Raw genomic sequence first — 24213 nt, 5'->3', positions numbered from 1 at the left:
CGAACGGAAAGGGCCCGTACCACGCGCGAAGGCGGCGGTACGGGCCCAGACCCATGAAGGCCGACAGTCATTCGCCGGCGGTCATTCGTTCGTCGACAGGCGCTCGCCGACTGTCATTCCCAGCGGTACCCGTCACCGAACAGCAGGAAGTGCTCCAGCACGTCCTCCATCGGATCGTCGACCTGGCCGATGTTGACCAGACCGACCCGGGGGCCGTTGTGCGAACCGGTGTTGGTCTCGTCCGCGTAGGCCGTCCCCACGGGGACCCCGCAGACCACGGCCGCGGTGACCGCGCCCGTCAGCCAGCGCGCCGCGCCCCTCTTCCGCCCGTTCGTCATGTGCTCCACCCCTCGTCGGCACTTCCACTACCTCTGCTCCGGCAGCTGATCGGACCCTGTGTCCACCCGTTCATCTGCCTGAAGCCCGACGAGGTCACGCGGAGTAACCCGTACGTGATCTTGGGCGTCGCCGTCCGTACCCGTACGGCTGGAGGGATCCGTCAGTTGTGGCTGTGCAGGACGTCGTTCAGACCGCCCCAGACCGCGTTGTTCGGGCGGGCCTCGACCCTGCCCGTGACGGAGTTGCGGCGGTAGAGGATGTTGGAGGCACCGGAGAGTTCGCGGGCCTTGACGATCTGTCCGTCGGGCATGGTGACGAGGGTGCCGGCGGTGACGTACAGCCCGGCCTCGACCACGCACTCGTCGCCGAGGGCGATCCCGACGCCGGCCTCGGCGCCGACCAGGCAGCGCTCGCCGATGGTGATACGGACCTGCCCGCCACCGGACAGCGTGCCCATCGTCGAGGCACCGCCGCCGATGTCGGAACCGTCTCCGACCACGACACCGGCGGAGATCCGGCCTTCGACCATCGACGTACCGAGCGTGCCGGCGTTGAAGTTGACGAAGCCCTCGTGCATGACGGTCGTGCCCTCGGCGAGGTGCGCACCGAGGCGCACCCGGTCGGCGTCGGCGATACGGACGCCCTTGGGGGCCACGTAGTCGGTCATACGGGGGAACTTGTCGATGGACGTGACCTGGAGGTACAGGCCCTCGGCGCGAGCGTTGAGCCGCACCTTCTCCACGTCGTCCACGGCGACCGGGCCGAGCGAGGTCCAGGCGACGTTGGCGAGGTGGGCGAACATGCCGTCCAGGTTCTGCCCGTGGGGCCGCACGAGCCGGTGCGAGAGCAGATGGAGGCGGAGGTAGACGTCGTGCGCGTCGAGCGGCTTGTCGTCGAGGGAGGCGATGACCGTACGGACCGCGACCACCTCGACGCCCCTGCGCGCGTCCGGCCCGACCGCTTTCGCCGCCCCTTCACCGAGCGCCTCGACGGCCTGCTCGACGGACAGCCGCTCGGTACCGGCGGGGCCGGGCTCGGCGGACAGCTCGGGGGCGGGGAACCAGGTGTCGAGAACGGTGCCGTCGGCGGCAAGGGTGGCGAGCCCGGCGGCCACGGCGCCGGTGGTGCGGGAAGCAGTCGTGTCGGTCATGGAGAAAACCTAACGTGAGCCGCCCCGCGCGGGCGAACCACTACGAACGCATCTCAAGGACCGGGCACAGCTGGACGGCGCCCCGGCACCACGAGCCTTCAACGCTGCCTGGAAATCGAAATCGAGGCGAGACGGGTGGGTGGGAAAGGCAGTTAGAGCGCACCCTGCAAACAAACCGAGACGGGCGGGTGAGCGGGTAGACAAAGCCCCCTACCCCCGCAGCACCCTCCCGAACACCTCCCGAGCGAACGCCTCCTCGTACACGGCCCCCGTGAGCAGCACCTGCAGACACATCCCGTCCAGCACCGCCACCAGCGCCCGAGCCGTCACCGCGTCCGTCCGCTCGGCCAGCAGCTCCGCGACCCCCTCCGCCCACTCGGCGGCGACAGGCCGCAACGCCGGCCGCCGAAGCGCCGCCAGATACAGCTCGCACTCCAGCTCGACCCCCGCCCGGTCCCCCGAAAGCCACTCCCCGAGCAGTCCGGCGAGTTCCCCCGCAAGATCGGCCCGGTCGTCCCGCAGCCCACCCCTCGCGGCCACCACCTTCGCGAACCCCTCGTTCGCCTGGCGCAGCGCGGCCACGAGAAGTTCGTCGAGGGTGCTGAAGTGGTACGTCGTGGACCCCAGCGGCACATCCGCCTCGGCCGCCACCGACCGATGACTCAGCCCGGCGATCCCCTTCTCCCCCACGACCCGGATCGCCGCGTCGATGATCCGCTGGCGCCGCTCGGGGTCGTACCGCCGCCCCATCAGTGCGCGCCGCCCATGTTGAGCACGATGACCCCGCCGATGATGAGCACGATTCCTGCGACCTTCGCCACACTCATGCCCTCCCCGAGGAACACCGCGCCGATCGTCGCGACAGCCGCGGTGCCGATGCCCGACCAGATGGCGTACGCCGTGCCCACGGACACGGTCTTCAGCGTCTGGGCGAGCAGCACGAACGCGACGGCGTACCCCAGTCCGGTGAGCACCGAGGGCCACAACCTGCTGAAACCGTCGCTGTACTTCATGGCGGTCGTGGCGCCCACCTCCGCGGCGATGGCTCCGACCAGCAACACATATCCCATGTGTACGAGTGTACGCATCGATACGTACAGCCGTACACAGCGGCTGCGCCCAGCGCATACACAAATCCACCCGCACTCCGCATCACATCATCAACTCCCCCACCCCCCGGTCTCATTGAGGAAACAACCCTTCTCAGGGCACTGGACGTCACCTAGCCTCGCGTCCATTACTGTTTCAACCACTCATTCACACGTTCGCCACAGGCGACGCCGGAGGAACAGCGCATGACAGAAGAAAAGCCCCGGCTCATCCCAACTCAACCCTGGGAGAACGGCTGGGCCCCGGACACCACGCGTGTGCCCGGGACGCGGCGGCTCTGGATGGCGGGCACCCTGGCCCTGTCGGTCGTGGCCGCCTGTGTGACCGCGATCGTCATCACGGACCGGCAGCCCGAGGAGACGGTGCCCGTGGCGAAGGCCCCCGCGGCTTCGCCCGGTTCGACGTACCCCGGTCTCCTCACCTTCGCCTCTCCGTCCGTGACCGGAACAACCGAGCCCCCGGGCGGAAAGAGCGGCCTGTCGTCGGCGCAGCCGACCGCGTCGGACGCCTCGACCCCCGCTTCCGCCCCGGACGTCAAGGGTTCCGCCTCCGCTCCCGTGACGGAAGCCTCCAAGACGCCCGCCGCGTCCCCGTCCCCCAGCAAGACCTCGGCCGCTCCCTCGACGCCCGACCGCTCCCTCCTGCGGTCCGTCGAGGCGGTCAACTATCCCGACCGCTACTGGCACGTGTCAGACGGCCTGGTGAAGCTCGACCAGGTCGGCGGTTCGGAGTTCCGCCAGGACTCCACCTTCAGCGTGGTCAAGGGGTTGTCCAACAACTCCTGCTACTCGTTCAAGACGCACGACGGCAAGTACCTGCGCCACCGCAACTTCATCCTGCGTGCCGAAGGCAACGACGGCTCCTCGCTGTTCAAGCAGGACGCCACCTTCTGCGGCGGGTACTCCGGGTACACGGGCTCGGCCGTGCTGCAGTCGGTGAACTACCCCAACTACGCGCTGCGCCACAAGAACTTCCAGCTGCGCCTGGACCCGTACGGCTACAACACGACCAACCGGCAGGACTTCTACTTCCGCGTGGTGGCCCCACTGGCCTGAGGCACACACGAAAGCGGCGGCACCCGAGGGGGGTGCCGCCGCTTTCGTGTGCGGTGTTGTCTCAGACGTCGTCTCAGACGTCGTCTCAGACGTTGAACCCGAGCGCCCGCAACTGGTCGCGCCCGTCGTCCGTGATCTTGTCCGGGCCCCACGGCGGCATCCACACCCAGTTGATGCGCAGCTCGTTGACGATGCCGTCCGTGGCGGACTTGGCCTGGTCCTCGATGACGTCCGTGAGCGGACAGGCCGCCGACGTCAGGGTCATGTCGATCGTCGCGATGTTCGCGTCGTCGATGTGGATGCCGTAGATCAGGCCGAGGTTGACGACGTCGATGCCCAGTTCGGGGTCGACGACGTCGTACAGCGCCTCGCGGACCTCGTCCTCCGAGGCCGGCTTCATCTCGATCGTTGTCTCGCTCATGCCGTCTTCCTTTCGGCGGCGTCCGAGCCCAGAGCCTGGGCCGTCGCGTCCTTCCACGCCATCCAGCTCAGCAGCGCGCACTTCACCCGGGCCGGGTACTTGGAGACACCGGCGAACGCGACGGCGTCCTCCAGCACCTCCTCCATCGCGTCGTCCGGTTCAAGCCGGCCCTTGGACTGCATCAGCTCCAGGAAGGTCTCCTGGATCTTCTGAGCCTCGGACACGTCCTTGCCGACCAGGAGCTCGTTCAGTACGGAGGCCGATGCCTGGCTGATCGAACAGCCCTGGCCCTCGTACGAGACATCGCTGATCGTCGTACCGTCGTACTTCACGCGCAGGGTGATCTCGTCGCCGCACGTCGGGTTGACGTGGTGCACCTCGGCGTCACCGTCCCGCAGACCACGCCCGTGCGGGTGCTTGTAGTGGTCCAGGATGACTTCCTGGTACATCGAATCAAGCTTCATGCGATCGCTCGCCAATCTCCTCAGCCGAAGAAGTTCCGTACGTGCTCCAGTCCGTCGACCAGAGCATCGATCTCGGCCGGCGTGGAGTACAGATAGAACGACGCTCGCGTGGTCGCGGGAATTCCGTAGCGCAGGCAGACCGGGCGTGCGCAGTGGTGGCCTACGCGGACCGCGATGCCCTGCTCGTCGAGGACCTGGCCCACGTCGTGCGGGTGGATGTCGCCGAGCGTGAAGGAGATCGCCGCGCCCCGGTCCTCGGCCGTGCTCGGGCCGATGAACCGCAGGTCGGGGACCTCGCCGAGCCGCTTCATCGCGTACTCGGTGAGCGCGTGCTCATGGGCGAGGATCTTGTCCATGCCGATCGCGGAGAGGTAGTCGATCGCCGCGCCGAGACCGACCGCCTGGGCGATCGGCGGAGTACCCGCCTCGAACTTGTGCGGGGCGGGAGCGTACGTCGACGAGTGCATCGACACCGTCTCGATCATCTCGCCGCCACCGAGGAACGGCGGAAGGTCCTCCAGCAGCTCCTGGCGGCCCCACAGCACCCCGATGCCCGTCGGGCCGCACATCTTGTGGCCGGTGAAAGCCACGAAGTCGGCCTGGAGGGCCTGTACGTCCAGCGGCATGTGCGGGGCGGCCTGCGAGGCGTCGATCAGGACCAGGGCCCCGACCTCCTGCGCGCGGCGCACGATCTTCTCGACCGGGTTGACCGTGCCCAGGATGTTGGACACCAGCACGAAGGAGACGATCTTCGTCTTCTCGGTGATGACCTCGTCCATGTTCGAGAGGTCCAGCCGGCCGTCGTCGGTCAGGCCGAACCACTTCAGCTTCGCGCCCGTACGCTGCGCGAGCAGCTGCCACGGCACGATGTTGGAGTGGTGCTCCATCTCCGTGATGACGATCTCGGTCTCGTGGTCGACCCGGTAGGGCTCGTCGGCCCAGCCCAGCATGTTGGCCACGAGGTTCAGCGACTCGGAGGCGTTCTTGGTGAAGATCACCTCGTCGCGGCTGGGCGCGTTGATGAACGCGGCGACCTTGTCCCGCGCGCCCTCGTACAGCGCCGTGGCCTCCTCGGCGAGCACATGGATGCCACGGTGCACGTTGGCGTTGTGCTGCTCGTAGTACTCGGACAGGGTGTCGATGACCTGGCGGGGCGTCTGGGAGGTCGCCGCGTTGTCCAGGTAGACGAGCTTCTTGTCGTCGTGGAGCACCCGGTCGAGGATCGGGAAGTCCTTACGGATCGCCTCGGTGTCGAGGAGGCCCGGCAGCTGCGTCACGCGGATACGCCACCCTTCGTGGTGTAAGCCTCGTAGCCCTCGTTCTCCAGCTTGTCGGCGAGTTCGGCGCCGCCGGACTCGGCGATCCGGCCGTCGGAGAAGACGTGGACGAAGTCGGGCTTGATGTAGCGCAGGATGCGCGTGTAGTGCGTGATCAGCAGGGTGCCGACCTCGCCCGACTCGCGGACGCGGTTGACGCCCTCGGAGACGATGCGCAGGGCGTCGACGTCCAGACCGGAGTCCGTCTCGTCGAGGATCGCGATCTTCGGCTTGAGCAGCTCAAGCTGGAGGATCTCGTGGCGCTTCTTCTCACCGCCGGAGAACCCCTCGTTGACGTTGCGCTCGGCGAAGGCGGGGTCCATGTTGAGGCGCTGCATGGCCTCCTTGACCTCCTTCACCCACAGGCGCAGCTTCGGCGCCTCACCGCGGACGGCGGTGGCGGACGTACGAAGGAAGTTGGAGACGGAGACACCGGGGATCTCGACCGGGTACTGCATCGCCAGGAACAGGCCCGCGCGGGCGCGCTCGTCGACGGACATCTCCAGGACGTCCTCGCCGTCGAGCAGCACGGTGCCGCCGGTGATCGTGTACTTCGGGTGACCCGCGAGCGAGTAGGCGAGGGTCGACTTGCCGGAGCCGTTGGGGCCCATGATGGCGTGGGTCTCGCCCTGCTTCACGGTGAGGTCGACGCCCTTGAGGATCTCCTTCGTGGCGTTGTCGGCCTCGACGGTGACGTGCAGGTCGTGGATTTCAAGCGTAGCCATGGGTTCCTCAGGACTCCTGGGTGAGGGAGACGAGCACGTCGTCCCCTTCGATCTTTACGGGATATACGGGGACGGGGCGCGTCGCGGGAAGGCCGGACGGCTTGCCTGTGCGGAGGTCGAAGCTGGAGCCGTGCAGCCAGCACTCGATCTGACAGTCCTCCACCTCGCCCTCGGAGAGCGAGACGTTCGCGTGCGAGCAGATGTCGTGGATCGCGAACACCTCACCCTCGGTACGGACGACCGAGACCGGCGTGCCGTCGAGTTCCACCCGCTTGGGGGTGTCCTCGTCCAGCTCGCTCAGCCCGCAGGCGCGTACGAACGTCGGAGAGGCGGTCATCAGACGGATGCCTCCAGCTCCTCGTCGATCTTCGCGAGAAGGCGGTCCTGGATGTCCTCGACGCCGATCTGCTGGACCAGCTCGGCGAAGAAGCCGCGGACGACCAGCCGGCGGGCCTCGTCGGCCGGGATACCGCGGGCCATCAGGTAGAACAGCTGCTCGTCGTCGAACCGCCCGGTGGCACTCGCGTGCCCGGCGCCGACGATCTCGCCGGTCTCGATCTCCAGGTTCGGTACGGAGTCCACGCGGGCGCCGTCCGTGAGAACCAGGTTGCGGTTCAACTCGTAGGTGTCGGTGCCCTCGGCCTTGGCCTCGATCAGCACGTCGCCGATCCACACGGCGTGGGCGCCCTCGCCCTGGAGCGCGCCCTTGTAGGCGACGTTCGACTTGCAGTGCGGGGTGTTGTGGTCGACCAGGAGGCGGTGCTCCTGGTGCTGGCCGGCGTCCGTGAAGTACAGACCGAACAGCTCGGCCTCGCCGCCGGGACCGGCGTAGGAGACACGCGGGTGCAGGCGTACCAGGTCGCCGCCGAAGGTGACGACGAAGGACTTGAAGGTGGCGTCGCGGCCGATCAGCGCGTTGTGCTGGGCGACGTGCACGGCCTGGTCGTCCCAGTCCTGGACGGAGACGACGGTGAGCTTGGCGCCGTCTCCGAGGACGTACTCGACGTTGGCTGCGAGCACGGCGTCACCGGTGTGGTCGATGACGACCACGGCTTCGGCGAAGGCACCCAGCTCGATGACCTGGTGGCCGTAGGCCACACCGCCCTCGCCGTGCACGGCGACGCGGATCGGTTCGGTGAGGACCGTCTCCTTGGGGACGGTGATCACACCGGCCGCCTCGAAGGAGCTGTACGCCTGGGCGGCGACGCGGTCCACCGGAGTGCCGGCCCGCCCGAGGCGCGCGTCGTCACGGCCGACGGCCTCGACGGTGACGCCCTCGGGTGCCTGGACGTCCACCTTCACACCGGTGCCGGTGGCGACCGCGGTGCCGTCGTGCAGCCCGCGCAGGCGCTCCAGCGGGGTGAACCGCCACTCCTCCTCGCGGCCCTGGGGGACCGGGAAGTCCGCCACGTCGAAGGAGGGGGGCGCGCTCATGCGCGTGGCGACGGTCGACTCGGCCGCGGCCGCAACCGCGATCGAGCCGGCGGTGGTGCTGCCCACCGGAATGTTCTGAACCTCAGCCATGGCTGTCGGTCTGCTCTCTTTCCTGCGTAAGTGACGTGATGGGGACGCGGTCGACGACTAGCCGACCGAGCCTTCCATCTGGAGCTCGATCAGCCGGTTGAGTTCCAGCGCGTACTCCATGGGCAGTTCCTTGGCGATCGGCTCGACGAAGCCGCGCACGATCATCGCCATCGCCTCGAACTCGGTCATACCGCGGCTCATCAGGTAGAAGAGCTGGTCGTCGGAGACCTTGGAGACGGTCGCCTCGTGGCCCATGGACACGTCGTCCTCGCGGACGTCGACGTACGGGTACGTGTCGGAGCGGGAGATGGTGTCCACCAGCAGCGCGTCGCACAGCACGTTGGACTTGGAGCCGTGGGCGCCCTCGCCGATCTCGACGAGACCGCGGTAGGACGTACGGCCGCCACCGCGCGCCACCGACTTCGACACGATGTTCGAGGAGGTGTTCGGCGCCATGTGGACCATCTTGGAACCGGCGTCCTGGTGCTGGCCCTCGCCCGCGAAGGCGATCGACAGGGTCTCGCCCTTGGCGTGCTCGCCCATCAGGTAGACGGCCGGGTACTTCATCGTCACCTTGGAGCCGATGTTGCCGTCGATCCACTCCATGGTCGCGCCCTCGTACGCCACGGCGCGCTTGGTGACCAGGTTGTAGACGTTGTTCGACCAGTTCTGGATGGTCGTGTAGCGGCAGCGCGCGTTCTTCTTGACGATGATCTCGACGACCGCGCTGTGCAGGGAGTCCGACTTGTAGATCGGCGCCGTACAACCCTCGACGTAGTGCACGTAGGCGCCCTCGTCGACGATGATCAGGGTCCGCTCGAACTGGCCCATGTTCTCCGTGTTGATACGGAAGTAGGCCTGGAGCGGGATCTCGACCTGCACGCCCTTGGGCACGTAGATGAACGACCCACCGGACCACACGGCGCTGTTCAGCGAGGCGAACTTGTTGTCGCCGACCGGGATGACGGTCCCGAAGTACTCCTTGAAGAGCTCCGGGTACTGCTTCAGCGCGGTGTCGGTGTCGAGGAAGATGACGCCCTGCTCCTCCAGGTCCTCACGGATCTGGTGGTAGACGACCTCCGACTCGTACTGGGCCGCGACACCGGCGACGAGGCGCTGCTTCTCCGCCTCCGGGATGCCGAGCCTGTCGTACGTGTTCTTGATGTCCTCGGGCAGGTCCTCCCAGGACTCCGCCTGCTTCTCCGTGGAGCGCACGAAGTACTTGATGTTGTCGAAGTCGATGCCCGACAGGTCCGAGCCCCAGTTGGGCATGGGCTTCTTCTCGAAGAGGCGCAGGCCCTTGAGGCGGAGCTTGGTCATCCACTCGGGCTCGGACTTCTTCGAGGAGATGTCGCGGACGACGTCCTCGTTGATTCCTCGCTTGGCAGAGGCACCGGCCACGTCGGAGTCGGCCCAGCCGTATTCGTACGTGCCCAGACCCTCGAGCTCGGGGTGGGCAGTCTCCTCGATGGGGAGCGTCATGCTGGGTTCCTCCCGGCGGTACTTGCGGATGCTTTGTGGGCGGTGGACAACGTGGTGGACAGCTGTGGAGCGGGTGGCGCCGAGGCGTGCGAGGCCTTCGGGATGAATGTCGTGCACACACCGTCGCCGTGGGCGATGGTCGCGAGCCGCTGGACATGCGTTCCGAGCAGCTGGGAGAAGATCTCGGTCTCCGCCTCGCAGAGCTGCGGGAACTTCTCCGCGACATGGACCACCGGGCAGTGGTGCTGGCAGAGCTGCTCTCCGACCGGTGCGCTGCGCGCCGTAGCAGCGTACCCGTCCGCGCTCAGGGCCTTGGCCAGGGCTTCGGCGCGCTTTTCGGGGTCGGCGGCCTCGACCGCCTCCCGGTAGTTCGCGGCCTGCTCGGCGAACCGGGCCCGCGCGAAGGCGAGCACCGCCTCCTCGCCGCCCTCGCGCGCCGCGATCCAGCTCAGCGCGTCCATGGCGAGCTTGTCGTAGGACTGGTCGAAGGCGTCGCGGCCGCAGTCGGTGAGCGCGAAGGCCTTGGCGGGCCGGCCACGGGTGCGTGCCCCGTAGACCCGCTGCTCACGCGGTTGTACGACGTCGTCGGCGACCAGCGCGTCAAGGTGACGCCGTACGGCCGCATGGGTCAGGCCCAGGCGCCCGGCGAGCTCGGCGACGGTCGACGGACCGTGGTCCAGGATGGACCGCGCGACCCGGTTGCGCGTGGAGCGCTCACCGGTCGCGGCATCCTCCTGGGGGGCACCCATGGGGGCCTCCCGAACCTCGCCGTCGTATTTCACAACACCATTGTTGCGTAATTCCTCAGAGCGCGGCAAGCCGCGCTCTGTCTCCTCGACGGTGCCCTGCATCACTTAGGTTCACCTAACCTGACCTGCGGAAACGATCTTTGATCGATCAGCGGACAGCCCTGAGCAGCACAGCAGCGGGGCTGGAGCCGTCGCGCACCGAGCCCGGACCCGGCCCCCGCGCACCTGGACGGCTCCTCCCGTACCTAGACTCTGGACCCATGCGAAGCGAGCCCGTGGTCCAGGTCCAGGCCCTGGTGAAGCGGTACGGCACGAAAACCGCCGTGGACGGCCTCGACCTGGTGGCCCGGGCGGGCATCACCGCCGTACTCGGCCCGAACGGCGCGGGCAAGACGACCACCGTCGAGACCTGCGAGGGATACCGCAGACCGGACTCCGGGACGGTACGTGTCCTGGGCCTCGACCCGGTACGTGAATCCGCCGTCCTGCGTCCACGGGTCGGCGTGATGCTCCAGTCCGGCGGCGTCTACTCGGGCGCCCGCGCCGACGAGATGCTCCGCCATGTGGCCAAACTGCACGCGCACCCCCTGGACGTGGACGCGCTCGTCGAACGCCTCGGCCTCGGCGCTTGCGGCCGGACGACCTACCGCCGCCTCTCCGGGGGCCAGCAGCAGCGCCTGGCGCTCGCGATGGCGGTCGTCGGCCGGCCCGAGCTGGTCTTCCTCGACGAACCGACCGCCGGCCTCGACCCCCAGGCCCGCCGCGCCACCTGGGACCTGGTCCGCGACCTGCGCGGCGACGGCGTCTCCGTCATCCTCACCACCCATCACATGGACGAGGCCGAGCAGCTCGCCGACGACGTCGCGATCATCGACGCCGGCAAGGTCATCGCCCAGGGCAGCCCGGACCAGCTGTGCCGGGGCGGAGCCGAGAACACCCTGCGCTTCATGGGCCGGCCGGGTCTGGACGTCGGCTCCCTGCTCAAGGCCCTCCCGGCGGACTGCACGGCCGTCGAGCTGACCCCGGGCGCGTATCGCGTCGGCGGCAAGGTCAACCCGCAGCTCCTGGCGACGGTGACGTCCTGGTGCGCCCAGCACGGGGTGATGCCGGACCGGATCTCGGTGGAACGGCACACCCTGGAAGACGTTTTTCTGGAGCTGACCGGCAAGGAGTTGCGTTCATGACCACCACCCCGACTCCCGCGGGCACCTACACCCCGCGGCCCGGCGCCGCCCCGCTCCCCCGCATGATCGGGGCCCAGGCGGCCCTGGAGACGAGGATGCTGCTGCGCAACGGCGAACAGCTGCTGCTGACAGTGGTCATTCCCACCCTCCTCCTGCTGCTGTTCGGCTCGGTGGACATCGTCGACACGGGCACCGGCAAGGCGGTCGACTTCCTCGCCCCGGGCATCCTCGCCCTCGCGGTCATGTCCACGGCCTTCACCGGCCAGGCCATCGCGACAGGCTTCGAGCGCCGCTACGGCGTCCTGAAGAGACTCGCGTCCTCCCCGCTCCCCCGCTGGGGCCTGATGACGGCGAAAACAGCGTCCGTGCTGGTCACCGAGATCCTTCAGGTCGCCCTGGTGACGGTGATCGCCTTCGCGCTCGGCTGGTCCCCGCACGGCGACCCCTTCGCCGTACTGCTGCTGCTCCTCCTCGGCACGGCCGCCTTCTCGGGCCTCGGCCTGCTGATGGCGGGCACTCTGAAGGCGGAGGCCACCCTGGCCGCCGCGAACCTCGTCTTCCTGCTGCTCCTGGTGGGCGGCGGGGTGATCGTCCCGCTGGACAAGTTCCCGTCCGGCGTCCAGGACGTACTGTCCCTGCTCCCGATCTCGGCCCTGTCGGACGGGCTGCGGGACGTTCTGCAGCACGGCGCCGGCATGCCGTGGGGCGACCTGGGGATCCTCACGGTCTGGGCGGTCGCGGGGCTGGCGGCGGCCGGCCGGTTCTTCCGCTGGGAGTGAGCCGTGCCGAGCCGGGACCGGCCGAGGGGCCGGGGGACCCCTCGTGAAAGCGTGCACAAGCAGCCGCCTACGATGGGACGCGTGCCAAAGATGACCCCCGCCGAGGCCCTGTCCGCCGCGCGGAACCCGCTCGCCTTCATCGCCGCCCGCTGGACCCCGACCCCTCGGACGGTTCAGCGCGCGGCCCTCGCCGCGCTCGTCATGTCGGTGGTCATCGTGGTCACCGGCGGTGCCGTACGGCTGACCGGATCGGGCCTCGGCTGCCCGACCTGGCCCAAGTGCACCGACGACTCGCTGACGACGACCAGCGCGATGGGCGTGCACGGCGTCATCGAGTTCACCAACCGCATGCTGACCTACGTGCTGTGCGCGGCGGTCGGCTGGGCGATCATCGCCGCCCGCTCGGAGAAGCCGTACCGGCGCAGCCTCACCCGGCTCGGCTGGGCCCAGTTCTGGGTCGTCATGAGCAACGCGATCCTGGGCGGCGTCGTCGTCCTGGTCGGCCTCAACCCGTACACGGTCGCGGCCCACTTCCTGCTGTCCTCCGCCCTGATCGCGGTCGCCGCGGTGATGTGGCAGCGCACGCGGGAGGGCGACGAGACACCCCGCCCGCTGGTAGGCGGAGCGGTGCGGCAGTTGGTGTGGTTCCTGGTGGTCGCGACGGTGCTGCTGATCGCGGTCGGCACGGTGGTGACCGGGTCCGGCCCGCACGCCGGCGACTCGAGCGAGATCGAGCGCATGCCGCTGAACTGGGAGAACGTCAGCAAGCTGCACGCGGTGCTCGCCTGGATCGTGGTGACACTGACGTTCGCCCTGTGGTTCGTCCTGAAGGCGGTCGACGCCCCCAAGGACCCACTGGACCGTACGCGGGACCTGTTCCTGATCCTGCTCTCCCAGGGGATCATCGGGTACGTCCAGTACTTCACGAACCTTCCCGAGGTCCTGGTCGGCCTCCACATGCTCGGCTCCGCGCTGGTGTGGATCGCCGTCCTGCGTGTCCTGCTCGCCCTGCGCGAGCGCGCCGGGTCCGACGCCCTGGCCGACGTACCCGGCCCCACGACCGAGGCGACGGTCGGCACGCGCGCGTAGACGTACTTCAGGGCATCAGCTGTACGAGGTCACCAGGCGGTCGATCGCGCCGCCCAGGTAGTCCCGCGTCAGCCCGGCTCGCCGCTCGCGCCACCCCTCGTCGACCGGCCCGCCTTCCTGCCGGTACCGCCGCCGTGCGATGTCCTCGACGACCTCCACGGGTGCCCCCAGCCCCGGCAGCAGGTCCAGTGCCTCCCGTTTCGAGATCAGGCTGCCGTCTCTCAGGGTCATGGTGGCCCGGGCGAAGGTGACCAGCCCCAGATCGACCCAGACGTCCTGAGTCCAGAGGTGGGCCTTGTCCACGACGGGCCGCCAGAAGTCGCGCTGGTCGTGTACGACGAAGTCGGTCAGCTGCCGGTCCGGTACCGCCGGAAGCAGCTCCCCGGGCGCCTTCCCGTACAGCACCCGTCCGAAGGCGTGCAGTTCGCGCCGGGTCACCGGGGTGACGGTGCGCCGGAACAACTGGCTGTGCGCCCAGGTGAGGTGCTGTCGCCCGGGGTTGGCCGTCGTCGCGTCGGACAGGTAGGTGCAGTGCAGCAGCGGGGCGAGCGGGTGCGCGCGCAGACGGGCGTGCAGCTTTCCCACCCGCCAGGCGGTGCCCGGCCCGATCGGCCCCTCCAGGACTGCGATCAGGTCGAGGTCGCTGCGGCCCTCCTGGTAGTCGCCGCCGGCGAGCGATCCATGGGCCCAGACGGCGACCGGGGCGAGTGCTCGCAGCTCCCCGAGGAAACGGTCGAGTAAGGCGTCGGTCAGGACATCCGGGCGGGTCTCACGTGTCGTCATGCCCTCAGTCTTCACAGCTCACCCCAGCCCGTACACTCGTCGCGCGTTGCCCGCCGCGATCATTCCGGCCACTCGTTGCGCGTCCCCCAGCGACCACGCCCCGTCGACGACCCAGCCGCCGAGCACCCGGCCGAGGGCCTCACGGAAGAGGCGCGCGCCCACCACATGGAGTTCCGGCAGGGACTGGGCTCCGCTGGAGAAGAGGATCTTGCCGAAGGGGGCGAGTTCGAGGATCTCGGCGAGGATGGCGGCGGCCCGGGCGCCGGTCCGGACGAGGGCCGCGCCCAGGTCGGCGTACACATGCGGGAAGACCCCGGCCAGGTGGGCCGCGTGCCGGTGGTAGGGGTACCCGTGCAGCAGTACCAGGTCGGTGCCGAGCCCGGCTGTCGCCCGGACGAAGTCCGTGAGCAGGACCGGATCGGTGCGGTCGATGCGTAAGCCGGGTTCACCGAGCCCCGCGTGGAGCTGGAGCGGCAGGCCCGAGGCGACCGCGATCCACAGCAGGTGGCGCAGCAGCACGGGGTCGCTGAGCGGGCCGCCGACCCGGCGTCCGGCCAGCCAGCGAGCCGCCGCGCCCCGTACCTCACCCGGCCCCGGCGGATCGGGCGCGAGGGCCAGCCCGTGCCGTACACCCGCGACGGAGGTGAAGGCCACGGCGTTCGTCGCCGCGCCGTGCACCGACTCGGCGAGGTTGGCGAGGAAGGACTCGACGGTGCCGGAGGTGTCGGCCACCTGCTCGGCCAGGAGTTCGAGACGAACGATCTCATGGGCGTCGGCGGCCCCCGCGGAGGCCATCTCGGCGGGCCCGGTGAGGTCGCCCGGCAGCCCGGCGTCGACCAGGTATGTCGTGATTCCGCTCCCCCGCAGCAGCCGTCGGCCCGATTCCAGTACGCCGAGTTCACGGCGCCGGGCGAGATAACGGGCGGGGGAGGCATGCGGTTCCAGGCCCAGCAGCGGGGGGCACCAGCGGCGTACGGCGAACCCGGTCTGGGTGTCGAAGAGGGTGGTCCCGGCGGCGGGCGGCCCCTCGGTACGCGCGAGCTGGGCCTCGAAGGTGCCGAGACCCAGCTCTGTTCTGAGTACGCCGTGGCAGTACTGGTCCACGAGGGACGGCATGTCGATCATCCGGGCTCCCCGTGTCTGGACCGTGTGTACCCAAGGTCCTAACGGGTGAACCGACCATCAGGTGTTGCTGCCGCACACCCCGTGGGAAGCGCCCCGCGCCCCTGAGATCGGTTGCTCAACCGTTGGACGGTCCGCCCAGTTGGATCCCCGCCATGCGGGTCCACTCGTACGGACCGGTCGTCACCCTGGCCGCGAACTCGCCGTCGAAATCCTCGTGGACGGTGATGCCGGCCTTCTCGACAGCTTGCTGGGCGATGGCGTGGGTGGGGGCCACGAGGTCGCCCCAGCCGCCGTCCGCACCGACGAGCACGATCCGTGCCCCACGCTCCCCGATGTACGCCACCTGCCCCTCGGCCCCGCCGTGCTGCTTGGCGAACCCGTTGATCTGCTTGGCGAGCTTGGCGACCGTGCGCTCTTGTGTATCTGCCATGCCGAGGATGCTACCGACGAGTAGATCAGCTGGCGACGGCAGGGGAAGTGGCCTTGCCCACGAACCCGTCCAGCAGAAGGGCTGTTGGGGGCGCGGGGAACTGCGCGACCAGCCACAACGGCGCCGCGGCCAACCACTAACGCAGGAAGGGATCCACCGCGACAGCCACGAACAGCAGCGAAACATAGGTGATCGACCAGTGGAACAGCCGCATCTCCTTGAGCTTGCCCCCAGTCGACCCGGCCCGCGCACGCCCCTGCAGGGCATGCGCCTCCCACAGCCACCAGCCACCCGCCGCCAGCGCCACCGAGGTATAGAACCAGCCGGTGTAACCCAGCGGAGTGAGCAGCAGCGAGACCGCGACCATCGCCCAGCTGTACGCCACGATCTGCCGGGCGACCGTCTTGTTGGAGGCGACGACCGGGAGCATCGGCACACCCACGCGCGCGTAGTCGTCCTTCACCTTCATGGACAGCGGCCAGTAGTGCGGCGGGGTCCAGAAGAAGATGACCAGGAAGAGGATGAGCGGTGCCCAGGAGAGCGAGTTCGTGACGGCGGACCAGCCGATGAGGACCGGCATGCAGCCCGCGATGCCGCCCCACACGATGTTCTGCGACGTACGCCGCTTGAGGATCATCGTGTAAACAACCACGTAGAAGAGGAGCGCGCCCAGCGACAGCCAGGCGGACAGCCAGTTGACCGTGAGGCCGAACAGGAGCGTGGCGGCGACGGCGAGGGTGATGCCGAAGGCCAGGCACTCGCGCGGGCTGACCATGCCGGTGACCAGCGGGCGCTGCGAGGTGCGGTCCATGAGCGCGTCGATGTCACGGTCGATGTACATGTTGAGCGCGTTGGCGCCACCCGCGGAGAGGTAGCCGCCGAGGCAGGTGAGGAGGACCAGTCCCAGGTCCGGTACACCCTGCTCCGCCAGGAACATCACCGGAACGGTGGTGATGAGCAGCAGCTCGATGATCCGCGGCTTTGTGAGAGCAATGAACGCCATGACCCGGGCCCCGAAGGGCCGGTGACTCCGGTTCTGGCTCTGGCTCGTCCCGGTCATCCCCGCTGGACGGGATTCAACGGCCGTCACGCACACCCCTGACAGAGACATTCCAACAAGCCCCCGGCTGTGAAGTCCCGGTAAAGGCTCGCGCTTACCACGCCACTCTAGACGTTGCCCAGACCCCGCCCTTCGCGGGGGTGGGGTCGTGTTGAGGGGCGCTTTGTGATGGGCGCGACGCGGCTCGATTGAGCACGGGGACGGCCCGCTTCGTATTGCAGTCCGGCAGTGGTCGGGAGGCGGATACGAAGCAGTCCCGGCAGTCTGGAATGACTCGAAATAATGCACGTTCGTACGAGGGTAGGCTCGACAAAGGCCGAGGGTGTCAGCCCCGGCAGCCGGTGGACACCGAGGACGCCGGCATTAGACATGTGGAGAGGAGCCCTGACCCAGGGTGAGCACCAAGCCGACCACCACAGACCTCGAGTGGACCGAGTTGGACCAGCGGGCCGTCGACACCGCCCGCGTCCTGGCCGCCGATGCCGTACAGAAGGTCGGCAACGGCCATCCCGGTACGGCGATGAGCCTGGCCCCCGCCGCGTACACCCTCTTCCAGAAGGTGATGCGGCACGACCCGGCGGACGCCGACTGGGTCGGGCGCGACCGTTTCGTGCTGTCCGCCGGTCACTCGTCCCTGACCCTCTACACCCAGCTCTACCTGGCCGGTTTCGGCCTGGAGCTGGATGACCTGAAGGCGTTCCGGACCTGGGGTTCCAAGACCCCCGGCCACCCCGAGTACGGGCACACGACGGGCGTCGAGACGACGACCGGTCCGCTCGGCCAGGGTGTCGCCAACGCGGTGGGCATGGCCATGGCCGCCCGCTACGAGCGCGGTCTGTTCGACCCGGAGGCCCCCGAAGGGGAGTCCCCGTTCGACCACTTCATCTTCGCGATCGCCGGTGACGGCTGCCTGCAGGAGGGCATCTCCGCCGAGGCGTCCTCGCTGGCCGGCCACCAGAAGCTCGGCAACCTGGTCCTGCTGTGGGACGACAACCACATCTCGATCGAGGGCGACACCGAGACGGCCGTCTCCGAGGACGTCGCCAAGCGGTACGAGGCGTACGGCTGGCACGTGCAGCGGATCGCCCCGAAGCCGGACGGCGACCTCGACCCGCACGCCATCTACAACGCCGTGCAGGCCGCCAAGAAGGTGACGGACAAGCCGTCGTTCATCGCGATGCGCTCGATCATCGCCTGGCCCGCCCCGAACGCGCAGAACACCGAGGCCGCGCACGGCTCGGCGCTCGGCGACGACGAGGTGGCGGCCACCAAGCGTGTCCTCGGCTTCGACCCGGAGCAGTCCTTCGAGGTCTCGGACGCCGTCCTGAACCACACCCGCGAGGCGCTGGAGCGCGGCCGTCAGGCCAAGGCGGAGTGGGAGAAGTCGTTCCAGGAGTGGCGCGACAACAACGCCGAGCGCGCGGCCGAGTTCGACCGCATCGCCGCGGGTGAGCTGCCCAAGGGCTGGGAGGAGAAGCTCCCGGTCTTCGAGGCGGGCAAGGGTGTCGCCACGCGTGCCGCGTCGGGCAAGGTCCTGCAGGCGCTGGGCGCTGTCATCCCGGAGCTGTGGGGCGGCTCGGCCGACCTGGCCGGCTCGAACAACACGACCATCGACAAGACGTCCTCCTTCCTCCCGGCGGACAACCCGCTGCCGGAGGCGGACCCTTACGGCCGCACGATCCACTTCGGTATCCGCGAGCACTCGATGGCCGCCGAGATGAACGGCATCGCGCTGCACGGCAACACCCGGATCTACGGCGGTACTTTCCTCGTCTTCTCCGACTACATGCGCAACGCGGTACGCCTGTCCGCGCTGATGCACGTGCCGGTGACGTACGTGTGGACGCACGACTCCATCGGCCTCGGCGAGGACGGCCCGACGCACCAGCCGGTCGAGCACATCGCGTCGCTGCGTGCCATCCCGGGCCTGAACGTCGTACGCCCGGCCGACGCCAACGAGACGGCCATCGCCTGGCGCGAGATCCTGAAGCGCTGGACGAAGGTCTTCGGCAAGGGCGCCCCGCACGGCCTCGCGCTGACCCGTCAGGGCGTGCCGACGTACGAGGCCAACGAGGACGCGGTCAAGGGCGGCTACGTGCTCTTCGAAGCCGAAGGCGGCACGCCCGAGGTCATCCTCATCGCGACCGGCTCCGAGGTCCACGTGGCCGTCGGCGCCCGGGAGCAGCTCCAGGCGGAAGGTGTGCCGACGCGGGTCGTGTCGATGCCGTGCGTGGAGTGGTTCGAGGAGCAGGACCAGGGGTACCGGGAGAGCGTTCTGCTCCCGTCCGTCAAGGCGCGGGTCGCGGTGGAGGCCGGTATCGGTCTCACGTGGCACAAGTACGTCGGGGACGCGGGTCGCATCGTTTCCCTGGAGCACTTCGGTGCGTCGGCCGACGGCAAGGTCCTCTTCCAGGAGTTCGGCTTCACTGCCGAGAACGTGGCCGCAGTAGCCAAGGAATCGATCGCCGCAGCCCAGCGCTGACGCTGACATACCGACACGTAGGAGATGCATTTTCCATGACAGACGCACTCAAGCGCCTCTCCGAGGAAGGCGTGGCGATCTGGCTGGACGACCTGTCGCGCCAGCGGATCACCTCCGGCAACCTCGCCGAACTGATCGACCAGCAGCACGTGGTGGGCGTCACGACCAACCCGTCGATCTTCCAGAAGGCGATCAGCAGCGGTGACGGCTACGAGCCGCAGGTCACCGAGCTCGCCGCTCGCGGGGTCACCGTCGAAGAGGCGATCCGCATGATCACGACGGCGGACGTCCGCGACGCCGCCGACATCCTGCGCCCGGTCTTCGACTCGACGCAGGGTCAGGACGGCCGGGTGTCGATCGAGGTCGACCCCCGTCTCGCCCACAACACCACCGCGACCGTCGCCGAGGCCAAGCAGCTCGCCTGGCTGGTGGACCGTCCGAACACCCTGATCAAGATCCCGGCCACCGAGGCGGGTCTCCCGGCGATCACCGAGGTCATCGGCCTCGGGATCAGCGTCAACGTCACGCTGATCTTCTCCCTGGAGCGCTACCGCAAGGTCATGGACGCCTACCTGGCGGGCCTGGAGAAGGCCAAGGACCGCGGCCTGGACCTCTCCAAGATCCACTCCGTGGCGTCCTTCTTCGTGTCCCGCGTGGACACGGAGATCGACAAGCGGATCGACGCGCTGGGCACCGACGAGGCCAAGGCCGCCCGCGGCAAGGCCGGTCTGGCCAACGCGCGGCTCGCCTACCAGGCGTACGAGGAAATCTTCTCCTCCGACCGCTGGGCCGCCCTCGACAAGGCGCGGGCCAACAAGCAGCGCCCGCTGTGGGCCTCGACCGGCGTCAAGGACAAGGCGTACAAGGACACCCTGTACGTCGACGACCTGGTCGCGCCGAACACGGTGAACACCATGCCGGAGGCGACCCTGTTCGCCACCGAGGACCACGGGCAGATCACCGGCAACACCATCGCCGGTACGTACGAGCAGGCCCGCGCCGAGATCGACGCGGTCGAGAAGCTCGGTATCTCGTACGACGAAGTGGTCCAGCTGCTTGAGGACGAGGGCGTCGAGAAGTTCGAGGCGTCCTGGACCGACCTGCTCAAGTCGACAGAGGCGGAACTGAAGCGCCTCGCCCCCTCGGAGGGCTGAAACCTTGTCAAGCAGCAACCCGCTGCGTGACCCCGCAGACCGACGGCTCCCGCGTATCGCGGGGCCGTCGGGCCTGGTCATCTTCGGGGTCACCGGCGACCTGTCACGCAAAAAGCTGATGCCTGCCGTGTACGACCTCGCCAACCGCGGGTTGCTGCCACCGGGCTTCTCCCTCGTCGGCTTCGCCCGGCGCGAGTGGGCGAACGAGGACTTCGCGGCGGAGGTCCACGACGCCGTCAAGGAGCACGCTCGTACGCCGTTCCGTGAGGAGGTCTGGCAGCAGCTCATCCAGGGGATGCGCTTCGTCCAGGGCACCTTCGACGACGACGAGTCCTTCGAGCGGCTGCGCTCGACGATCGAGGAGCTGGACAAGGCGCAGGGGACGGGCGGCAACTTCGCCTTCTACCTCTCCGTGCCGCCGTCCGCCTTTCCGGTGGTCATCAAGCAGCTGAAGAAGCACGGACTGGCGGACCAGGACAACGGTTCCTGGCGGCGCGCGGTCATCGAGAAGCCCTTCGGCCACGACCTGAAGTCGGCGGAGGAGCTCAACTCGACCGTCGAGGAGGTCTTCGCCCCGGACCAGGTCTTCCGGATCGACCACTACCTCGGCAAGGAGACCGTCCAGAACATCCTGGCGCTCCGCTTCGCCAACCAGATGTTCGAACCGATCTGGAACCGGTCGTACGTCGACCACGTCCAGATCACCATGGCCGAGGACATCGGCATCGGCGGCCGGGCCGGGTACTACGACGGCATCGGCGCGGCACGTGACGTCATCCAGAACCACCTTCTCCAGCTGATGGCCCTCACGGCCATGGAGGAGCCCGCCTCCTTCGACGCGGACGCGCTGGCCGCCGAGAAGACCAAGGTCCTCGGTGCGGTCAAGCTGCCGCAGGATCTGGGCAAGGACACGGTCCGCGGGCAGTACGCGGCGGGCTGGCAGGGTGGCGAGAAGGCCATCGGCTACCTCCAGGAAGACGGCATCGACCCCAAGTCGAAGACAGACACGTACGCCGCGATCAAGGTCGAGGTCGACAACCGCCGCTGGGCGGGCGTCCCCTTCTACCTCCGTACCGGCAAGCGTCTGGGCCGTCGCGTCACGGAGATCGCGGTGGTCTTCCAGCGCGCTCCCCACTCCCCCTTCGACCACACGGCGACGGAGGAACTGGGCCAGAACGCGATCGTCATCCGCGTCCAGCCCGACGAGGGCATCACGGTCCGCTTCGGCTCCAAGGTGCCCGGCACCTCGATGGAGATCCGGGACGTGTCCATGGACTTCGCGTACGGCGAGTCGTTCACGGAGTCGAGCCCGGAGGCGTACGAGCGTCTGATCCTGGACGTCCTCCTCGGCGACTCCAACCTCTTCCCGCGCACCGAGGAGGTCGAGCTGTCCTGGCGGATCCTCGACCCGATCGAGCAGTACTGGGACAAGCACGGCAAGCCCGCGCAGTACCCCTCGGGCACGTGGGGCCCCGTCGAGGCGGACGAAATGCTCGAACGAGACGGACGGAGCTGGCGGCGCCCATGAAAACGGACCTCACGGACACCACGGCCAGCAAGGTCAACAAGGCGCTGGTGCAGGGCCGTCGGGCCATAGGCACACCGGCCGTCGGCATGGTCCTGACCCTCGTCATCGTCACCGACGAGGAGAACGCCTACGACGCCCTGAAGGCGGCGAACGACGCCTCGCGCGAGCACCCCTCACGCACCCTGGTCGTCGTCAAGCGCGTCTCCCGCTCCCCCCGCGACCGTACGACGTCCCGCCTCGACGCCGAGGTCAGGGTCGGCGCGGACGCGGGCAGCGGCGAGACGATCGTCCTGCGTCTGTACGGCGAGGTCGTCGACCACGCCGACTCGGTGGTGCTGCCCCTGTTGCTGCCCGACGCCCCGGTGGTCGTCTGGTGGCCGGTGAACGCCCCGCTGGACCCGGCGAAGGACCCGCTGGGCGCTCTGGCGCAGCGCAGGGTGACGGACACGTACGCGGCCGAGCAGCCGGTACGGGAACTGGCGGCGCGCGCGGACGCGTACACGCCGGGCGACACGGACCTCTCCTGGACCCGGATCACCCCGTGGCGCTCGATGCTGGCCGCCGCCCTGGACCAGGTCACCTGCGAGGTGGACGCGGTCGAGGTGGAGGGCGAGGAGTTCAACCCGAGCTGCGAGCTGCTGGCGATGTGGCTGGCGGACCGGCTGGACGTCCCGGTGAAGCGTTCCCTGTCCTCCGGCCCCGGTCTGACGGCGGTCCGGTTGAAGACAAGCACGGGCCCCATCACCCTCGACCGTGCCGACGGCTCCCTGGCGACCCTCTCCATCCAGGGCCAGCCCGACCGCGCGGTGGCGCTCAAGCGCCGTGAGACGGCCGAGCTGATGGCGGAGGAACTGCGCCGCCTGGACCCGGACGACACGTACGCGTCGGCGCTGCGGTACGGGGTGGAGCGGCTGACCGCTTCGCCTGCGCCCAGGGCTTCCGCGCCGGCGCCGGCGTTGGAACCGGCGCGGAGGGAGACCCCCGCGGAGGCCTCGGACAGGGCGACACCGGCCCTGATGCCGCCGGTGAAGAAGGCGGCCTCGAAGTGACTGGGGCACCGCAGCTCGTCGTCCACCGCGACAAGGAGCTGATGGCCGAGGCGGCCGCGGCGCGCCTGATCACGAAGATCGTGGACGCGCAGGCCTCACGGGGCTCCGCGTCGGTGGTCCTCACGGGCGGCCGCAACGGCAACGGCCTGCTGGCCGCGCTGGCCACCTCGTCCGCGCGGGACGCCATCGACTGGGCCCGGCTGGACCTGTGGTGGGGCGACGAACGCTTCCTGCCCGAGGGCGACTCGGACCGCAACGTCACCCAGGCGAAGGCGGCGCTGCTGGACGCGGTGCCGCTGGACCCGAGCCGGGTCCACGCCATGCCGGCGTCGGACGGCCCGTACGGCTCCGACGTGGACGCCGCGGCGGAAGCGTACGCGGCGGAACTGGCCAAGGCGGCGACCCCGGAATCCCACGGCCGGGTCCCGACCTTCGACGTCCTGATGCTGGGCGTGGGCCCGGACACGCATGTGGCGTCCCTGTTCCCGGAGCTGCCCGCGGTCCGCGAAACGGACCGCACGGTGGTGGGCGTCCACGGCGCCCCGAAGCCCCCACCGACCCGGGTCACCCTCACCCTCCCGGCGATCCGCGCGGCCCGCGAGGTATGGCTGCTGGCGGCGGGCGAGGACAAGGCGGGGGCAGCGGCCATAGCCCTGTCCGGCGCGGGCGAGATCCAGGCCCCGGCGGCAGGCGCGTACGGCAGACAACGCACCCTGTGGCTCCTGGACGCGGCGGCCGCATCCCAGCTCCCGAGGTCGCTGTACCCCCCGGCATCCGCCTGACCGACAACGCCGGACGGACTGACCAACCAGCCCGTCCGGCGTCTGAGGACGAGGCCCCACCACACCTGCAGCCCCGGCCCGCACCATCAGCCCGTCCGGCGTTTGAGGACGAGGCCCGTTCAGGGCCGATGGGGGGTCTGGGGGCGCAGCCCCCAGGAACGGGATGGGATGGGACGGGTAGGGGCGGCGGGGGCGAGAAAACACCCCCTACTTCCCCCGCAACTCCCGATACCTGGCAACCAGCGCCACCGTGGACGCATCCAGCCCCGCCACCTCCACCCCCTCCGTCAACGCCGGCTCCACCCGCTTCGCCAGCACCTTCCCCAGCTCAACCCCCCACTGGTCGAAGGAGTCGATGTTCCAGACGGCGCCCTGGACGAACACCTTGTGTTCGTAGAGCGCGATCAGCTGCCCGAGGACGGAGGGGGTCAGC

General features: G+C 69.0%; 25 protein-coding genes and 1 pseudogene. 9 read left to right on the top strand and 17 right to left on the bottom strand.

Translation table 11 applies throughout. The features are described 5' to 3' along the window. Positions 1-113: 113 nt before the first annotated feature. The 4 genes from PV734_RS36870 to PV734_RS36855 all read right to left on the bottom strand — a co-directional run bounded on the left by PV734_RS36870 (position 114) and on the right by PV734_RS36855 (position 2559). Positions 114-338 (bottom strand): hypothetical protein, encoded by a 225-nt coding sequence (locus PV734_RS36870; RefSeq protein WP_319293779.1) that lies wholly within the window; start codon positions 336-338, stop codon positions 114-116. A gap of 161 nt (positions 339-499) precedes the next feature. Beyond that, positions 500-1489 (bottom strand): 2,3,4,5-tetrahydropyridine-2,6-dicarboxylate N-succinyltransferase, encoded by a 990-nt coding sequence (gene dapD / locus PV734_RS36865; RefSeq protein ID WP_319093751.1) that lies wholly within the window; start codon positions 1487-1489, stop codon positions 500-502. Between the two features lie 210 nt (positions 1490-1699). After that, positions 1700-2239 carry a TetR/AcrR family transcriptional regulator gene (locus tag PV734_RS36860; protein ID WP_319293777.1) on the bottom strand — a complete coding sequence of 180 codons (540 nt, stop codon included), beginning with the start codon at positions 2237-2239 and terminating at the stop codon, positions 1700-1702. Beyond that, entirely contained in the window at positions 2239-2559 is a 321-nt protein-coding gene (locus PV734_RS36855) for a multidrug efflux SMR transporter (RefSeq protein WP_319093749.1), read from the bottom strand. Before PV734_RS36855 ends, PV734_RS36860 begins: the two co-directional genes overlap by 1 nt. A gap of 225 nt (positions 2560-2784) precedes the next feature. Here PV734_RS36855 and PV734_RS36850 point away from each other — a divergent pair, with 225 nt between their 5' ends. Then, complete coding sequence (locus tag PV734_RS36850; protein WP_319093748.1) at positions 2785-3654, top strand: AbfB domain-containing protein; 870 nt, start codon at positions 2785-2787, stop codon at positions 3652-3654. Between the two features lie 85 nt (positions 3655-3739). On the opposite strand, the gene PV734_RS36845 is transcribed toward PV734_RS36850, so the two are convergent. Genes PV734_RS36845 through PV734_RS36810 form a run of 8 tightly spaced genes read right to left on the bottom strand, consistent with a single transcriptional unit; the run spans position 3740 to position 10368 of the window. Beyond that, positions 3740-4075: a metal-sulfur cluster assembly factor gene (locus PV734_RS36845; RefSeq protein WP_006373967.1), complete on the bottom strand. Its 336-nt coding sequence runs from the start codon at positions 4073-4075 to the stop codon at positions 3740-3742. Continuing rightward, positions 4072-4539 (bottom strand): Fe-S cluster assembly sulfur transfer protein SufU, encoded by a 468-nt coding sequence (gene sufU, locus PV734_RS36840; protein ID WP_044471548.1) that lies wholly within the window; start codon positions 4537-4539, stop codon positions 4072-4074. Before sufU ends, PV734_RS36845 begins: the two co-directional genes overlap by 4 nt. Before the next feature lie 20 nt (positions 4540-4559). After that, the gene (locus tag PV734_RS36835) at positions 4560-5816 is read right to left on the bottom strand and encodes a cysteine desulfurase (RefSeq protein WP_319093747.1); all 1257 of its coding nucleotides are present in this window, start codon (positions 5814-5816) and stop codon (positions 4560-4562) included. After that, positions 5813-6580: a Fe-S cluster assembly ATPase SufC gene (gene sufC / locus PV734_RS36830; RefSeq protein WP_319093746.1), complete on the bottom strand. Its 768-nt coding sequence runs from the start codon at positions 6578-6580 to the stop codon at positions 5813-5815. Before sufC ends, PV734_RS36835 begins: the two co-directional genes overlap by 4 nt. 7 nt (positions 6581-6587) lie before the next feature. Further along, on the bottom strand, positions 6588-6917 hold the full coding sequence (locus tag PV734_RS36825; protein ID WP_055524031.1) for a non-heme iron oxygenase ferredoxin subunit: 330 nt from the start codon (positions 6915-6917) through the stop codon (positions 6588-6590). After that, on the bottom strand, positions 6917-8104 hold the full coding sequence (gene sufD, locus PV734_RS36820) for a Fe-S cluster assembly protein SufD (protein WP_319093744.1): 1188 nt from the start codon (positions 8102-8104) through the stop codon (positions 6917-6919). The genes PV734_RS36825 and sufD overlap by 1 nt, the downstream gene beginning before the upstream one ends. 57 nt (positions 8105-8161) lie before the next feature. Next, complete coding sequence (gene sufB, locus PV734_RS36815; protein WP_319093743.1) at positions 8162-9586, bottom strand: Fe-S cluster assembly protein SufB; 1425 nt, start codon at positions 9584-9586, stop codon at positions 8162-8164. Next, a complete protein-coding gene (locus PV734_RS36810) occupies positions 9583-10368 on the bottom strand; it encodes a metalloregulator ArsR/SmtB family transcription factor (protein WP_319093742.1) in 786 nt (261 codons plus the stop codon). Before PV734_RS36810 ends, sufB begins: the two co-directional genes overlap by 4 nt. Positions 10369-10595: 227 nt before the next feature. On the opposite strand from PV734_RS36810, the gene PV734_RS36805 reads away from it, so the two are divergent. The 3 genes from PV734_RS36805 (at position 10596) to PV734_RS36795 (ending at position 13387) form a co-directional block, all read left to right on the top strand. Further along, complete coding sequence (locus PV734_RS36805) at positions 10596-11519, top strand: ABC transporter ATP-binding protein (protein WP_319093741.1); 924 nt, start codon at positions 10596-10598, stop codon at positions 11517-11519. Next, entirely contained in the window at positions 11516-12298 is a 783-nt protein-coding gene (locus PV734_RS36800) for an ABC transporter permease (RefSeq protein ID WP_319293774.1), read from the top strand. The genes PV734_RS36805 and PV734_RS36800 overlap by 4 nt, the downstream gene beginning before the upstream one ends. A gap of 72 nt (positions 12299-12370) precedes the next feature. After that, a complete protein-coding gene (locus tag PV734_RS36795; protein ID WP_319293772.1) occupies positions 12371-13387 on the top strand; it encodes a COX15/CtaA family protein in 1017 nt (338 codons plus the stop codon). A 15-nt stretch (positions 13388-13402) separates the two neighbouring features. Here the strand turns inward: PV734_RS36795 and PV734_RS36790 are convergent, their stop codons facing one another. From PV734_RS36790 to PV734_RS36775, 4 genes are all read right to left on the bottom strand, one after another. Then, entirely contained in the window at positions 13403-14170 is a 768-nt protein-coding gene (locus tag PV734_RS36790) for a nucleotidyltransferase domain-containing protein (RefSeq protein WP_319293770.1), read from the bottom strand. A gap of 18 nt (positions 14171-14188) precedes the next feature. Beyond that, the gene (locus tag PV734_RS36785) at positions 14189-15295 is read right to left on the bottom strand and encodes an amidohydrolase family protein (RefSeq protein WP_319293768.1); all 1107 of its coding nucleotides are present in this window, start codon (positions 15293-15295) and stop codon (positions 14189-14191) included. A gap of 115 nt (positions 15296-15410) precedes the next feature. Continuing rightward, a complete protein-coding gene (locus tag PV734_RS36780; RefSeq protein ID WP_319093736.1) occupies positions 15411-15725 on the bottom strand; it encodes a hypothetical protein in 315 nt (104 codons plus the stop codon). 136 nt (positions 15726-15861) lie between these two features. Beyond that, positions 15862-16821, bottom strand: coding sequence for a heme o synthase (locus tag PV734_RS36775; protein WP_415924327.1), 960 nt, complete (start codon positions 16819-16821; stop codon positions 15862-15864). A 358-nt stretch (positions 16822-17179) separates the two neighbouring features. Here PV734_RS36775 and tkt point away from each other — a divergent pair, with 358 nt between their 5' ends. Genes tkt through pgl form a run of 5 tightly spaced genes read left to right on the top strand, consistent with a single transcriptional unit; the run spans position 17180 to position 23780 of the window. Further along, positions 17180-19267, top strand: coding sequence for a transketolase (gene tkt / locus PV734_RS36770; RefSeq protein ID WP_319293766.1), 2088 nt, complete (start codon positions 17180-17182; stop codon positions 19265-19267). 35 nt (positions 19268-19302) lie between these two features. Further along, positions 19303-20421 (top strand): transaldolase, encoded by a 1119-nt coding sequence (tal, locus tag PV734_RS36765; RefSeq protein WP_319093732.1) that lies wholly within the window; start codon positions 19303-19305, stop codon positions 20419-20421. Positions 20422-20425: 4 nt separating this feature from the next. Then, on the top strand, positions 20426-21949 hold the full coding sequence (zwf, locus tag PV734_RS36760) for a glucose-6-phosphate dehydrogenase (RefSeq protein WP_319093730.1): 1524 nt from the start codon (positions 20426-20428) through the stop codon (positions 21947-21949). Continuing rightward, complete coding sequence (gene opcA / locus PV734_RS36755) at positions 21946-22998, top strand: glucose-6-phosphate dehydrogenase assembly protein OpcA (RefSeq protein WP_319093729.1); 1053 nt, start codon at positions 21946-21948, stop codon at positions 22996-22998. The genes zwf and opcA overlap by 4 nt, the downstream gene beginning before the upstream one ends. Continuing rightward, positions 22995-23780 carry a 6-phosphogluconolactonase gene (pgl, locus tag PV734_RS36750; protein ID WP_319293764.1) on the top strand — a complete coding sequence of 262 codons (786 nt, stop codon included), beginning with the start codon at positions 22995-22997 and terminating at the stop codon, positions 23778-23780. The genes opcA and pgl overlap by 4 nt, the downstream gene beginning before the upstream one ends. Positions 23781-23987: 207 nt before the next feature. Here pgl and PV734_RS36745 read toward each other — a convergent pair. After that, positions 23988-24213: pseudogene (locus tag PV734_RS36745) on the bottom strand (glucose-6-phosphate isomerase); the annotation flags it as partial.

The organism is Streptomyces sp. AK08-02 (assembly GCF_033795085.1).
Lineage (GTDB): Bacteria > Actinomycetota > Actinomycetes > Streptomycetales > Streptomycetaceae > Streptomyces > Streptomyces echiniscabiei.
The sequence above is the reverse complement of the archived record's forward strand: the minus strand, read 5'-3'. Positions and strand labels throughout refer to the sequence as shown.